General features: G+C 48.6%; 15 protein-coding genes. 3 read left to right on the plus strand and 12 right to left on the minus strand.

Annotated elements, in window-relative coordinates:
* Window positions 1–192: 192 nt before the first annotated feature.
* From CRG97_RS28445 to CRG97_RS28455, 3 genes are all read right to left on the minus strand, one after another.
* The gene (locus CRG97_RS28445) at window positions 193–537 is read right to left on the minus strand and encodes a YflT domain-containing protein (RefSeq protein ID WP_098748947.1); all 345 of its coding nucleotides are present in this window, start codon (window positions 535–537) and stop codon (window positions 193–195) included.
* An 85-nt stretch (window positions 538–622) separates the two neighbouring features.
* On the minus strand, window positions 623–1,156 hold the full coding sequence (locus CRG97_RS28450; RefSeq protein ID WP_098748948.1) for a hypothetical protein: 534 nt from the start codon (window positions 1,154–1,156) through the stop codon (window positions 623–625).
* 57 nt (window positions 1,157–1,213) lie between these two features.
* Window positions 1,214–1,735 (minus strand): DUF948 domain-containing protein, encoded by a 522-nt coding sequence (locus CRG97_RS28455; protein ID WP_098748949.1) that lies wholly within the window; start codon window positions 1,733–1,735, stop codon window positions 1,214–1,216.
* Window positions 1,736–2,010: 275 nt separating this feature from the next.
* On the opposite strand from CRG97_RS28455, the gene CRG97_RS28460 reads away from it, so the two are divergent.
* A complete protein-coding gene (locus CRG97_RS28460; RefSeq protein ID WP_006212708.1) occupies window positions 2,011–2,175 on the plus strand; it encodes a DUF1328 domain-containing protein in 165 nt (54 codons plus the stop codon).
* 126 nt (window positions 2,176–2,301) lie between these two features.
* On the opposite strand, the gene CRG97_RS28465 is transcribed toward CRG97_RS28460, so the two are convergent.
* The 3 genes from CRG97_RS28465 to CRG97_RS28475 form a co-directional block, all read right to left on the minus strand.
* Window positions 2,302–3,807, minus strand: a complete 1,506-nt coding sequence (locus tag CRG97_RS28465; RefSeq protein ID WP_098748950.1) for a DHA2 family efflux MFS transporter permease subunit — start codon at window positions 3,805–3,807, stop codon at window positions 2,302–2,304.
* 52 nt (window positions 3,808–3,859) lie between these two features.
* Window positions 3,860–4,309 (minus strand): MarR family transcriptional regulator, encoded by a 450-nt coding sequence (locus CRG97_RS28470; RefSeq protein WP_098748951.1) that lies wholly within the window; start codon window positions 4,307–4,309, stop codon window positions 3,860–3,862.
* Window positions 4,310–4,562: 253 nt separating this feature from the next.
* Window positions 4,563–5,141 (minus strand): hypothetical protein, encoded by a 579-nt coding sequence (locus CRG97_RS28475; RefSeq protein WP_098748952.1) that lies wholly within the window; start codon window positions 5,139–5,141, stop codon window positions 4,563–4,565.
* A gap of 202 nt (window positions 5,142–5,343) precedes the next feature.
* Between CRG97_RS28475 and CRG97_RS28480 the strand changes: the two genes are divergently transcribed.
* On the plus strand, window positions 5,344–5,709 hold the full coding sequence (locus CRG97_RS28480; RefSeq protein WP_098748953.1) for a hypothetical protein: 366 nt from the start codon (window positions 5,344–5,346) through the stop codon (window positions 5,707–5,709).
* Between the two features lie 107 nt (window positions 5,710–5,816).
* Here CRG97_RS28480 and CRG97_RS28485 read toward each other — a convergent pair whose 3' ends face one another.
* Complete coding sequence (locus CRG97_RS28485; RefSeq protein WP_098748954.1) at window positions 5,817–6,692, minus strand: cation diffusion facilitator family transporter; 876 nt, start codon at window positions 6,690–6,692, stop codon at window positions 5,817–5,819.
* 228 nt (window positions 6,693–6,920) lie between these two features.
* On the opposite strand from CRG97_RS28485, the gene CRG97_RS28490 reads away from it, so the two are divergent.
* On the plus strand, window positions 6,921–7,112 hold the full coding sequence (locus CRG97_RS28490; protein ID WP_076325415.1) for a hypothetical protein: 192 nt from the start codon (window positions 6,921–6,923) through the stop codon (window positions 7,110–7,112).
* A gap of 124 nt (window positions 7,113–7,236) precedes the next feature.
* On the opposite strand, the gene CRG97_RS28495 is transcribed toward CRG97_RS28490, so the two are convergent.
* From CRG97_RS28495 to CRG97_RS28510, 5 genes are all read right to left on the minus strand, one after another.
* On the minus strand, window positions 7,237–8,862 hold the full coding sequence (locus tag CRG97_RS28495; RefSeq protein WP_098748955.1) for an ABC-F family ATP-binding cassette domain-containing protein: 1,626 nt from the start codon (window positions 8,860–8,862) through the stop codon (window positions 7,237–7,239).
* A 286-nt stretch (window positions 8,863–9,148) separates the two neighbouring features.
* Window positions 9,149–10,180: an MBL fold metallo-hydrolase gene (locus CRG97_RS28500; RefSeq protein WP_098748956.1), complete on the minus strand. Its 1,032-nt coding sequence runs from the start codon at window positions 10,178–10,180 to the stop codon at window positions 9,149–9,151.
* Window positions 10,181–10,307: 127 nt separating this feature from the next.
* Window positions 10,308–10,409, minus strand: coding sequence for a cytochrome bd oxidase small subunit CydS family protein (gene cydS, locus CRG97_RS34320; RefSeq protein WP_448867448.1), 102 nt, complete (start codon window positions 10,407–10,409; stop codon window positions 10,308–10,310).
* A gap of 5 nt (window positions 10,410–10,414) precedes the next feature.
* On the minus strand, window positions 10,415–11,446 hold the full coding sequence (locus tag CRG97_RS28505) for a cytochrome d ubiquinol oxidase subunit II (protein ID WP_098748957.1): 1,032 nt from the start codon (window positions 11,444–11,446) through the stop codon (window positions 10,415–10,417).
* Window positions 11,443–12,795: a cytochrome ubiquinol oxidase subunit I gene (locus CRG97_RS28510; protein ID WP_098748958.1), complete on the minus strand. Its 1,353-nt coding sequence runs from the start codon at window positions 12,793–12,795 to the stop codon at window positions 11,443–11,445. Before CRG97_RS28510 ends, CRG97_RS28505 begins: the two co-directional genes overlap by 4 nt.
* Window positions 12,796–13,035: the final 240 nt, after the last annotated feature.

Here is a 13,035-nt window from a genome sequence, read left to right on the forward strand (position 1 = left end):
AATAACCTTCTGATCAATTGCCATAGAAAAAGGCTCTATATCTTGAATCTTCCACCTTTATAAGGTTTATGGAACATTCTTTTAAAACATAGATAAGGAATGAGACGTCCAAGGTCTCATTCCTTATCTATGTTTTAAGTCCTATAACGCCTACTATTTGATGCTGCCATAAGCTGAGTTTTCGATGCTATATCATTCATCTTTTTTAGCGATGACGAGTACTTTGCCTAGATCCAGCTGTTTCTCATAGAATCCAGCCTCAGCCTCCGTGAAGCCAAGCGATACGATTTTGGCGCGGAGCTCATCGCCGCGGGACCGGAATAAATTCGCAAAGGCGTCAAACACGCCTTCTTCCTTGATGCCTACGTTGTTGGCATCGGATGCATCCACGATCCGGCTTGTCTTGTCCGAATCATGAGCCAATACATAAATCCGATCCTGATCGTAACCGGACTGGCGTAGGTTCTGAACCTCCTGAACCGCTTGTGTACCGTTCTCAACGACTTTGGCATATGACTTCGTGTTGGTAAATTCCATTGTGAAAACCTCCCCTAATAGTGTAAAACCTCAGTAGGTTGTAGTCCATTTGTTATTAAACTGATTTCTTAAGGTTGAAACAAATTTACTCGCTATAATCGAAAAACAAATCAATTCCTGTAATTTCACCGGAGTTCCGGTCAATAAACACCTTAAGCGCATGATGGTTCTCAAGGTACACATCCCCGTCCTCCGCTTTAAAATACGGCTTACCCAGAGATGCCCGAATTTGATTGGTTGTCATACCTATACGCTGGTCTTCAACCTGAAAGGATACGGCAGAGGGCTTCACATGAACATATTCCGTGTAGCCGTTGCGGACCCCAACCTCCAAATCTTTGTAATCCAGCTTGGTCATTCCGGTCAGCTCCTCATGCTCAATTCGAGCCGGTGCTCCCAGCTTGCGAATGACATCGCGCTTGTTATCCGTTAACGAAATCCCGTTTAAAGTTCCATAGCTCTCCGTAGAGTTGTCGCTGGTTTGTGCTTGTCCAACATCCGATGCGGCATGAATAATAGGCGGTGGCGACATCCCGGCAGAAGGCTGCGGCTCTGCCACAGCACCTCCACCTCCGGAGTAAATCAAGAGCCCTACCATCAACAGTGCGACATTCCACATGCGACCTCCTCCTTTCTTCAGCTTGCAGAGCTATACCCGGGCTTGGCTTTTTTACATTTATCTGGCTTTTTGACGACGAAAGCTGTTCCACAGACCAACCGCTGTATCCACGTAGGCTAACCAATTCCGGCCGCGTGACTTTTCTTCTGCTTCCGTATGCTGGTATACCGCATCATAGGACTGGAATGTACGATCCTGGGCCGTCAAAGGCACTTCCGTACGGGCAGGCTGCTCTTTCTTCTGTTCCATCCGGGATTGCTTAAAGCGGCTAACCATGCCGGAGGATACCTGCTTCACCGCATAGGTGACTTCGCTTAAAGCTTCCCCCAGATTCTTAACGGTATCCAGTACCGGATCGATCTGTCTCATCTTATGCTGAACATCCACCGTAATATCGTTCGTATTTCGAATGGTCTGCTTCACTTCATAAGTCAATTCGTCCACCGTCTTTTGGACATCCTGGAGTGTTTCTGTTACCTTTTCGAGCGATTGTGTCGCAGCCTTTAATGTCTTGATTAAAAAGAAAACCAGAACCGCAAATGCCACGGCAATAATGGCAACACTGATTTGGGTTAGCATACGTTGTCCCTCACTTTCAAGTATGTTGGTTTCGGATACGCAATAGTTACCCTATCCCCCAACTCACGAAACAAAGGGACGGTTGCCATTCATACCATTGTTCTGCAGCTTGTTTCATCCTCTGCCGCCCCGGTTAAAGAACACTACGAAGGGCGCTGTGGCAACAGCCGATAGCTCCCTACCGAGCTTCAAATTGGGTATATGCCGCTTCTTGGAGCCTCATGAGACTACTTGCTATATCCAATAAAATCGATAAAGAAAGCAGGGTGAATAGGATGTTAAAATGGTCCGTAATTTTTCTAGTTGTTGCACTGATTGCAGGGATCTTTGGCTTCTTCGGCATCGTTGAGGCTGCAGCCAGTATCGCGAAGGTGCTGTTCTTCATCTTCGTTGTCCTGTTTGTGATCTCTCTCTTCACCGGACGCAGACGAAGTATGTGACGCTGTCACATACTAAAGCCCATGCATTGAATATACACATTTGGAAATGAAAAAGGGTGTCCTCCGTTTGATAAACGGATTGGACACCCTTTTTATGCGTTATGCGCAACGCAAAATCGGATCGGGTTATACGTTCGTTGCTGCAGCCTCCTGATTTCCTGATGTTTTCGGCTCTTCCGCCGGCTTTGTCTTCTTGATAAAGAAAGCCAGGATCAAGGAAGCGACGCTGATCCATGTGGCAATAACAAAGGCATAGTTAATGCCATAAATGGTTGCTTCATTCCCCAGCTTGAGCAGGTCGGCTTGATTCTCCGGATCAAAAAGTCCCGATTGCATCAGGGCTTCCCCTTTGCTCTCTGCCTGGGTGGACATTACGGTAACAAGAATCGCCGTTCCGATCGAGCCGGAAACCATGCGGAGTGTATTGGACATGGCCGTACCATGGGCGTTCAAGCTCCGCGGCAGCTGATTTAGGCCGGCCGTCTGGATCGGCATCATGAGCATCGACATCCCGAACATCCGGGCCGTATAGATGATCATCATGTGGCTGTAAGACATGGTTTCGGTCAAATTACTGAACTCCCACGTCGTAATGACCGTAATCGCCAGACCGATTACAGCCAGCCATCTTGCGCCAACCTTATCGAAGATCGCTCCCGTGATCGGTGACATGATTCCCATCAGAATAGCGCCGGGAAGCATAAGAAGTCCTGATTCCACCGGCGTAAATCCACGAATCTGCTGCAGATAAATGGGCAGCAGGATCATGCCGGCATACATCGCCATCGTGACAATGACATTGATAAGGGTAGTTAGCGTAAACATATTGTATTTGAATATCCGGAATTCTAGCATCGGATTGTCGGTCTTCATCTCCCGCCATACAAACAGGATGAGGGCAATCGCTCCGACCACTAGGGTTGCAACAACCGGCGTGCTGGACCAACCGTCATTCCCGGCATCACTGAAGCCGTACAGCAAACCGCCAAAGCCCAGGGTGGATAAAATGATCGCGATCATGTCCAGCTTCGGCCGGCTGACCTCGGTCACATTTTTCAGGAAGAAAACTCCGATTAGCGTAGCAATAATCGAGAAAGGCAGAATCATGTAGAACAGCACACGCCAATCATAGTGCTCCACAATATATCCTGAAAGCGTAGGTCCGATAGCAGGAGCAAATATCATGGCGATCCCCATCATCCCCATCGCCTTGCCGCGGTTCTCAATAGGGAAAATGTTCAGAAATACAACGGTCATAAGCGGCATCAAAATACCTGCACCCGCAGCCTGAACGAGGCGTCCGGTAAGCAGGAACGCAAAATTGGGGCTGACGGCACACAGCAAGGTGCCAATCGTAAACAGCGTCATCGCACTGATGAACAGCTGCCTTGTCGAGAAACGCGCAATCAGATAAGCGGTAACGGGGATCAAGACCCCGTTCACCAGCATAAAGCCTGTGGTCAGCCACTGGGCTATTGTCGGTTTAATGCTCAAATTTTCCATGATGCTCGGCAGAGCAACATTCATCAATGTCTGGTTAAGAATGGCGACGAAAGCGCCAATCATAAGTGCAGCAATGATAGGGCCTTTCTTAACAGGCTCGCCGGGGCGAGCAACGGTATGGGTACTCATGTGCAGCCTTCACTCTCTTTCTAAGTAAAATCATACATATAGCATGTTAGTTCTATGTGGACATCTGACCTTGGATGTGCTCAACATTCGTCAAAATTTTGCGGTATAGGACACTCAATTGCTTAACCTCTTCGTCCGTTAGAAAACCGTATAACAAATCGCTCAACTCGGCACGTTTATTGGCCAGCTGTTCGATCAGTTCCCGCCCAAGCGGCGTAATCTCCAGATGGATGACTCTTCGGTCGGTTGTATCCCTTATTCGGCGCGCGAACCCACCTTCGATCAATTTATCGGATATGCCTGTAACCGCTCCGCATGTCACATGAATGGAATCGGCCAAATCCGACAATCTCAAAGCTCCCTGTTCATGAAGCATCTCCAAGGCGGTATACTGGGTTCTGCCTAGTTTAGGAAATCCCTCCTTCTGCCATTCATGATGCACTGTCCGAACCATCTTTTTAAATAGCATCTCCAACTCCAGAATTTCATTCCGCATGGACATCTATTTTTTCACTCCTTTAAAAGGTCCAGCACTCCTTCAACAGAGACAGCCTACTTTGCCTCTATATACTTTAGTACTAAAACATTTATTTCTAAACATTTATTGATTATAGTGGCGGATGAGTATAGTGTCAATGTTTACATATGTATTTTCTTCATAGTTTTTTTCTGAAAATAATGACATCTCTTGAAAAACACAAAAAAAAGACCCAGACATTCTTCCCTTGTCTGAGTCTTTAGCCGATTCCCTTGCTTTACTTAAATAGCGACGGAATGGACATCCAATCCATGGTGAAGTTCAATTCCAAGCCATCGGACAGAAATTTCACATTTTTCACAGTTACCAGATCCGGTAAATAGTCCTTGAGCGAAATTTGAATCGGGTCCAGGCGGAACATATTCAAAGGGATCTCAACTCCCCGAATCGTCGTCGATTCATGTGTCAGGTGAAGATGGCTTCCCTCGGCCGACATTTGAAAGCGCAGCACAGCGCCAAAGGGAAGGATCCCCCATTGCCCGTTCATACGGGCCGTCATTGTGGTGCCATTCATCATGAAATCGGCGCCTGTAATATCTACGCCCAGGTCATGGGTGCTCATATATTTGACCATGTTCTTCTTGCTGAGTTCCCCGACTTCTTCTGTGCTCAGCAGCATGCGGGTATCCCGATTTGATACCATAGTCATCAACTTGTCCTTAAAATCAACGGAACGATATCGCATATCAAGAGATTGCGTAGGATAAACAAACCAGACCAACGCACCGATAATCACAAGCAGAAGGACAAATATACCCAGCAGGAAACGTCCGGCTCTTTTTTTTCGGCGTACCATTCAAAGTCCCTCCTCCCTAGGATATTCCTGCAGTAACAAGGCTTTTCCCATCTCCAAAGTATATAGGAATCCATGAAACTTGTCACGATTTGAGAAATGTACCCAACTTTCTTGATTCAAAACATCCAAATCGTGGTTATTACGATAGTGTGTTAAAATAGCGTGTTAACATCATACTTCGGTCCCAAGGAGGAATTATTCCATGAAAAAAACTCTAAGCATTACTGCAGCCCTAGCACTCACCCTGTCCCTGACCGCCGTAGCAAGCGCAGACCCGATTAACGGGACGGTATCCGAAACTTCAGGGACGGTAACTGAAACTTCAGGACCGGCTCCAATCTCGACGACAGACCCTATTATCAAACCGGAAGAAGTCGTGTTGGTGCCTACACCTATGATCGAGATTGCGGAAAGAACCTACTTCTATAACGCTCCAAACGGCGAGAAGCTTGGTGCCTTGGCTTCGCAAAAAATCGACACAACCGGTAATCGAACGGGTGTCGTGCTTGGCGGCGAATGGGTTGAAGTTTATACATGGCTCGGTAAAGCTTGGATTTATGTAGCGTAATCTTGTATGACTGCCGGACTTCATGATCCCTCATGTATCCTAGCAGATTAAATGGCAGGTCAAGATGATCTTGGCCTGCCATTTGTATGCATACCTCTTCGGTTCCCCTAGGACGATCCCTTAGGCTCCACATGAATGTGGACACTCATAATATTGTGAATCTTCTCCATCTGTTCTTCGATCTGGTCACTGATCTGATGACCCTCCAAAACACTGATGTCCGGGTCCACCTCGATGACAACATCCACCAGCACATGATTGCCGTGAATTCGGGCCTTCATGTCCTTAATCCCCTCGACACCGGGCGTACGGGCAATCGTACTGCGCAAGTCCGACAAACGGTTTTCATCAAAACCGTCCGTTAGACTATAGGTGCAATCTCTGAATATTTCCCAAGCCGTTTTGCAAATAATGACACCCACCGCTACCGCCGCTACGGTATCCAGCCAAGGCAGGCCGAATTGAGCGCCGATAATACCAACAGCTGCCCCCACACTGACAAGTGCATCCGATAAATTATCCTTGGCCGCTGCCATGAGTGCCTGGTTATCGATGCGCCGTGCGAGATTCCGATTGTACCGGTATACGCCAAGCATGGCAATGGCACAGATGCCGGCCACGCCGGCAGACCATAAATTCGGTATTTCCTTAGAGCCTTCAAAAAATGAACGAACGGCTTCAACCAGCACTTGGATACCCACAACCGCCATAATAAATGAAGCAACCAGAGCCGCAATCGTTTCCGCCCTTAAATGCCCATACGCATGATCGGAATCCGGCGGTTTCTGGGAAATTCGCAGTCCGATCAATACGGCGAGTGATGCCACAATATCCGTCAGGTTGTTGAAACCGTCAGCAAGCAAAGCACTGGATGAAAATAAGTATCCACAGAATATTTTAAATGATGACAACACGAGGTAGGCGGCAATACTGATCCAAGCCCCGCGTTCCCCTTGTTTGATGTTATCATAGGCATTATTCACTTTACACGTCTCTCCTTTGCTTGCTCTTATGCAGGCCTCAAGCGATATCCATCATTATCCATATTTAATCCTAGCAAAGGTCATTCGTGTGGGTCTAGAGAAACATAATTGCTTTCGGTCAAAGAGAACCATGGGCGTAGAAAATGGTATTAATCATTGTTACCCTTGCCGGGCGATTTAAAAACGAATAAAATGAGGACAAGCGAACACAAAGAGGAGGGTGATACTATGCCCGAGAATAATAATGAGTCACGTAAAGTGAATTTGGCTGATGCAATCCGGCAAAAGCTGGAACAAAAGAAACAGCAAAACTCATCCGCGAACAAGCCCGGACAATTCCAGGCCGGTTCAGCGCAAAAAATGAAAAGCCAAAACAATAAAAAACCAAACAACCAGCGTCGTCGTACCGGCGGTTCGTAGAAGAGCCCGTCCGTGCATAACGCAAAAAATGCTGCACCTCCCATACTTGGAAGGTGCAGCATTTTTTAATGGATCGTGCGAGATGAAAGCTCGCGCCATCATCTTCGCCGCCGTATCCTATTTCTTAAACTTCAACCGGGTACATGCTTTCGCGAAGACCCTTGATCTCTTCACTCTCAAGATACTCATCATAACTCATACTGCGGTCGATGATGCCATTTGGCGTAATCTCGATAATTCGGTTGGCAATCGTCTGAATGAACTGATGGTCATGCGAGGTGAACAGAATCGTTCCGTCGAAATCGATCAGACCATTGTTGAGTGCCGTGATGGATTCGAGATCCAAGTGGTTCGTCGGCTCATCGAAGATGAGCACGTTCGCGCCGTTCAGCATCATTTTGGCCAACATACAGCGGACCTTCTCGCCCCCGGACAAAACGCTTGCTTTCTTCAACGCTTCCTCACCCGAGAACAGCATGCGGCCAAGGAATCCGCGCAAGAATGTCTCATCTTGATCCTTGGAATATTGGCGCAGCCATTCCACAAGGTTGATATCAACACCGTCAAAATAAGCAGAGTTGTCTTTCGGGAAATACGCCTGGGTGGTTGTTACACCCCAGCTGTATTCACCGGCATCCGCTTCGGTTTCTCCTGTAATAACCTGGAACAGCGTCGTTTTCGGCATACCGTTCGGTCCAACAAATGCGATTTTGTCGCCTTTGTTTACAACAAAGCTGACATTATCCAGAACCTTTTCCCCATCCATCGATTTGGTAATGCCCTCAACCGTAAGCAGCTGCTTGCCCGCCTCGCGTTCAGGCTTGAAATGAAGAAACGGATATTTACGGTTCGAAGGACGAAGATCCTCCAGCGTAATTTTATCGAGCTGTTTCTTACGGGAAGTCGCCTGCTTCGATTTGGAAGCATTCGCCGAGAAGCGTTGAATAAATGCCTGCAATTCCTTGATCTTCTCTTCCTTCTTCTTGTTGGCATCCCGTTGAAGTTCAAGCGCCAGCTTACTGGATTCATACCAGAAGTCATAGTTGCCGACATACAGCTGTATTTTACCGAAGTCGATATCCGCAATATGCGTACACACCTTGTTCAGGAAGTGACGGTCATGGGATACCACGATAACGGTGCCTTCATAATCCATAAGGAAGTTCTCGAGCCACTGAATCGATTCCAGGTCCAAGTGGTTGGTAGGCTCATCCAGCAGCAGGTTATGCGGACGGCCAAACAATGCTTGCGCCAAGAGAACGCGTACCTTCTCATTACCGCTCAGCTCCGACATTTTCTTATCATGCAGCTCACGTGGAATGCCGAGACCGATCAGGAGCGCTGCCGCATCCGGCTCTGCATCCCATCCGTTTAGCTCTGCGAATTCGCCTTCCAGCTCACCCGCACGCATGCCGTCTGCTTCAGAGAAATCGGATTTCGCATACAGCGCATCCTTCTCTTTCATGATGTTATACAGCCGGGCATGACCCATAATAACCGTCTCCAGGACTGGATACTGGTCGTATTCATAGTGGTTCTGCTTCAGAACCGCCATCCGTTCATTCGGTGTCATATGAACCTCGCCTTGGTTCGGTTCAATCTCACCGGAGAGGATTTTCAGAAATGTAGACTTACCCGCCCCGTTGGCGCCGATGAGGCCGTAGCAGTTACCCGGGGTGAATTTTATATTGACATCTTCAAATAGTGCTCGTTTGCCATAGCGGAGCGTTACGCCGCTTGTACTGATCATTAAGCATTACCATCCTTTATCACTATTGGTTTCAGCACATTATAGCATAAGTACGACGGTTATCGAAGCTTCTGGACGATATAAAACGGTTTTAAACAAATATAACCTCCTGCTTGCACCCTTTTCTCAAGCGCACAGGGCAGGACGCTGTCGATTAAAAACTACTTTTTCTAGTTTAATAGAAAAAGTCCAACTGAAAATGGGCCCGAGAGGTTATAAAAAACCTTCCGGGCCTTCTTTTGGTAGTCTATGGTGTATGTTGATCAGAATCGCTTGTACGTTTCAGTTACGATGTCACACTTCTCCGCTCAGGCTGAACCTTGAAGGTCTCTCCGTACTTTAATACGCGAATCCGCTCCTTGGCGATCCCCAGCCGCTCGCGTTCCGCTTCCATCCTATCCAGCGCTTCTCTGGCCGTATCGTCTGCCAGCTTGAAGGTGCCATAATGCATTGGAATCATCGTCTCAGCCTTCACGTCCTGGAACGCCTGCAGCGCTTCTTCCGGATTGACGTGCTGTGACGTCATGAACCATTCCGGCTCATATGCCCCGATCGGCATCAAAGCAAGGTGAATGTTGAAACGTTCTCCGATCAGCTTAAAGCCCTCGAAATAACCGCTGTCTCCGGCAAAATACAAATTCGGCGGAAGCAGGCGGGTACCATCCTCCGCGACAGGTTCGTTATCGCATGGCGATTCATCGGAAGAACCCGAATCCCTCTTCGCATCCTGCAGCACGGGCTCCATCACGAATCCTCCCCAATGGGATGTATTCGTGTCAAATGGCGTACGCCGAGTCCAATGCTGTGTCGGCACGAAGGAGAACTTCACGCCCTTGATGGTTTCGGATTCCCACCACTGCAGTTCGATCACGCGGCGAAAGCCTTTGTTGATCATTTTGCGACGCAGACCAACGGGTACAATGATCGTGGTGTCCGCACGGTACAGCCTACGGATCGAGGCAACATGCATATGGTCATAATGGGAATGCGAGATTAAAATGACATCGATCGGGGGGATCTCATGAATGGGAAGTCCAGGTTCTCCAAGGCGCTTATTAAACCCCATTCTCCGCGCCCATACGGGATCAGTCACGATATTCAAGCCTTCATATTGGATGAAGAACGTAGCGTGCCCGATCCAGGTAACGGAGGTTTCGTGCCGGTTGCTATGCAAATACTGAAGATCCGGCGTCAGGTTCGGAATGCAGTAGGAATAATCCTTCTTCTTCTGACGACGTTCGTCGCGCCACTGCTTGAATTGTTTAAGTGTTTTATCCGTGCTGACGTTATCGATATTGTTATAGCGAATTTTTGGCATGCAGCCTCCTCCTTCCATTACCCTGTATTTTACCCCGTATTGACCTCTCTGCTCAACTTTGCGTATGTTGTTCTTTTTACACCGAATGATTCGTGGCGAAACAACCCGTATTTGCCTTTGTTCAGAATCAATCCGATGGATCTTTATACTTGACGACGTAGATCGCCATAAAGGCTACAGCAGCCAGTACGGTGATCAGCGGAGCTATGAAAATGCCGAAGTCCTCCATTTGCCTCACCCCTTCTTCGCGGATTTGCCGCGAATGTAGTTTGCATCGAACAGAAACAATCGCATCAGCAGGATCAGGGAAGGAACCAATACGCAGAAACCCAGGATAAATGCGGTAATCAAAGCGATCGCCATCGTATCGTTGGTAATACTCTCATGAATATGGATGTAATCATAGAGAATATACGGCAGATGCGAGCGTCCATACCCATACCAGGCAAAGGCAAATTGGAGCATGACCATGATAAAAGCGATGCCGAGACGGATTCGTTTCCATACGAGGTACACCGCAATGACAAAGCAGATGAACGACGCGATAAACATCCATGCGATATCCAGCATCTGCCCAAAATGCACCGGGTTCTGATGGTTGATCTGAAAAAACGCGAAAACCGAAGCCAGGATCGTCGGTCCGCTCCACCCCAACGCATAACCCCGGACCACGCCGAACGCTACCTCATCCCCCGCACGCTGCGCGTAATAGGATAGGAACATCGCCGAGATGTACAGAACGCTCACAAGCGCAAGCAGGATGACCGACCACGTGTACGGGTTCGTGAAGAACGTATACCAATGAAGCTCCACCTTCCCGTTGTCCATATAGATAATCCCACCTTCCGAGATGGCCAATATCGTTGACAAGGCGGCCGGGATGAGAAGCCCCGTTGCCCCGTAGAGCCCCATATACACGATATTGTTCCCGGTCTGGCTGCCATACGTGTGATAGGCGTAGTAAGCGCCGCGGATCGCCAGCAGCACAAGGGCCAAGCTGCCCGGAACAAGCAGCGCGGTGCCATAATAATACGCAGCATCCGGAAAGAATCCGACAAGCCCGACCACAAAAAAGATCAGGAACACGTTGGTCACTTCCCAGACGGGAGATAAATACCGCTGGATGATGTTATGAATCTTGTTCTCGTGTCCAGTGAGCACGCTGAAATAGCTGAAAAATCCGGCACCGAAATCAATCGAGGCCACCAGCAAATAGCCAAACAGAAATGTCCACAGCACGGTTATTGCTACCATTGCATAGCTCATTTGCGGTCTCCCCCTTCGATTTCGAGTCCCAGCAGCCGGATTTCCTCTTCGGCGCTTTTATTCCGGAACAATTGGCTCAGCACGCGGATCGCGGATACGGATAGCACCAGATACAGGATAATAAACAGCACCAGCATCCAGCCGACGCTTGATGAAGTGGTTGCCGCATCCGATACCTTCATGTATCCCCGCACAATCCACGGCTGCCTTCCGATCTCAGCAAGGAACCAGCCCAGCCATATGGCTGACATCGATAGAGGCCCCAAAGCCAATATACTGAGCAGCAGCCATTTTGGATAAGGCCTTTTGCCAGGAAGTTTCTTTCGGAACATATACAGGAGCGGAATCAGAACGATCACGGCGCCGCTGGTCACCTTCAAATCGAAAAAATAATGCACTGACATCGGCGGCCTCTCATTCTCCGGAAATTCATTCAGACCAACGACCTCCGTGCTGGGGCTGTTTCCCGCCAATATGCTTAGCGCATAGGGAATCTTCAATGCATACTTAATCTCGTTATTCTCATCCAGAAAGCCGCCGTAAATGAGCGGGGCTTGTGTCATCGTCCCAAAATGCCACTCGGCCGCCGCCAGCTTCTCGGGCTGGTATTTAGCCAAAAATTTGCCTGAGAAATCTCCGATCATCACGGTGGCCACTGCAAAAACAAAGGTAGACACAACAGTAAGCTTCAGCGCTTTCTTAAAGTAGATGTGCCTGCTTCCCCGCAATAAACTGAAAGCGGCTATGCTGGCCAGCGCAGCCGCACTGGTCGTATACGCTGACGCCAGCACATGGCTCACCTTGGTCGGCGTTGCCGGATTGAACATGGCCACGAACGGATTCACATTCGTAAATACCCCATCCACCAGCTCGAAGCCCTGGGGTTGATTCATAAAAGCATTCATGCTCGTGATAAAGAACGCTGACGCGGAGGAGCCGATCGCCACGGGAATAAGCAGCAGCAAATGGGTCCATTTATTTTTGAATCGATCCCATGTATAGAGATAAATGCCAAGAAAGATCGCCTCCACAAAAAAAGCAAAGGTTTCCATAAACAGCGGCAGCGCAATGGCTTTACCGGCTACACGCATAAAGGTGGGCCATAACAAGCTAAGCTGCAAGCCGATGGCAGTACCTGTCACAACGCCGACGGCCACCGTAATCACGAATCCCCGCGCCCAGCGCCTGGCGAGCAACGTATAATGGTTGTCCCCTGTCCGAATCCCCCTCCATTCCGCCAGAGCCAGCATAATCGGAATCCCAACGCCGATGGTTGCCAGAACAATATGTACAAACAGGGTCAAACCGGTCAGGATCCGGCTCATCAGTACGGGGTCCAGTGAAGACATCAGGTTCACTCCTCGGTTTCTTTATCCAAAATATTTCATATAGCGCAGATACCCTTTCACGGCGCCGTATAGCATAATGGCCGCAACAATAAAGCATAGAATCGCAAGCTTTCGCTCCTGCTTCCTGTGCATCCGTCAGCCTAGCCTCCTTTAGAGGTTGTTCAAAAAGTCTGCTTTTGATAAGAAAACCTCTATCGAGGCCACTTCAAGGATGAGCGACCGCGATGCATAGGTAGGTTT

Origin of the sequence: Paenibacillus sp. EZ-K15 (genome assembly GCF_002573715.1) — a bacterium.
In the GTDB taxonomy this organism is placed as follows: Bacteria; Bacillota; Bacilli; order Paenibacillales; family Paenibacillaceae; genus Paenibacillus_AQ.

Excerpts from the sequence above, each read along its gene's own strand:
- CRG97_RS28445 (WP_098748947.1), bottom strand. The coding sequence starts at position 537 with ATGGAATTTACCAACACGAAGTCATATGCCAAAGTCGTTGAGAACGGT.
- CRG97_RS28450 (WP_098748948.1), bottom strand. The coding sequence starts at position 1,156 with ATGTGGAATGTCGCACTGTTGATGGTAGGGCTCTTGATTTACTCCGGA.
- CRG97_RS28455 (WP_098748949.1), bottom strand. The coding sequence starts at position 1,735 with ATGCTAACCCAAATCAGTGTTGCCATTATTGCCGTGGCATTTGCGGTT.
- CRG97_RS28460 (WP_006212708.1), top strand. The coding sequence starts at position 2,011 with ATGTTAAAATGGTCCGTAATTTTTCTAGTTGTTGCACTGATTGCAGGG.
- CRG97_RS28465 (WP_098748950.1), bottom strand. The coding sequence starts at position 3,807 with ATGAGTACCCATACCGTTGCTCGCCCCGGCGAGCCTGTTAAGAAAGGC.
- CRG97_RS28470 (WP_098748951.1), bottom strand. The coding sequence starts at position 4,309 with ATGTCCATGCGGAATGAAATTCTGGAGTTGGAGATGCTATTTAAAAAG.
- CRG97_RS28475 (WP_098748952.1), bottom strand. The coding sequence starts at position 5,141 with ATGGTACGCCGAAAAAAAAGAGCCGGACGTTTCCTGCTGGGTATATTT.
- CRG97_RS28480 (WP_098748953.1), top strand. The coding sequence starts at position 5,344 with ATGAAAAAAACTCTAAGCATTACTGCAGCCCTAGCACTCACCCTGTCC.
- CRG97_RS28490 (WP_076325415.1), top strand. The coding sequence starts at position 6,921 with ATGCCCGAGAATAATAATGAGTCACGTAAAGTGAATTTGGCTGATGCA.
- CRG97_RS28495 (WP_098748955.1), bottom strand. The coding sequence starts at position 8,862 with ATGATCAGTACAAGCGGCGTAACGCTCCGCTATGGCAAACGAGCACTA.
- CRG97_RS28500 (WP_098748956.1), bottom strand. The coding sequence starts at position 10,180 with ATGCCAAAAATTCGCTATAACAATATCGATAACGTCAGCACGGATAAA.
- cydS (WP_448867448.1), bottom strand. The coding sequence starts at position 10,409 with ATGGAGGACTTCGGCATTTTCATAGCTCCGCTGATCACCGTACTGGCT.
- CRG97_RS28505 (WP_098748957.1), bottom strand. The coding sequence starts at position 11,446 with ATGAGCTATGCAATGGTAGCAATAACCGTGCTGTGGACATTTCTGTTT.
- CRG97_RS28510 (WP_098748958.1), bottom strand. The coding sequence starts at position 12,795 with ATGTCTTCACTGGACCCCGTACTGATGAGCCGGATCCTGACCGGTTTG.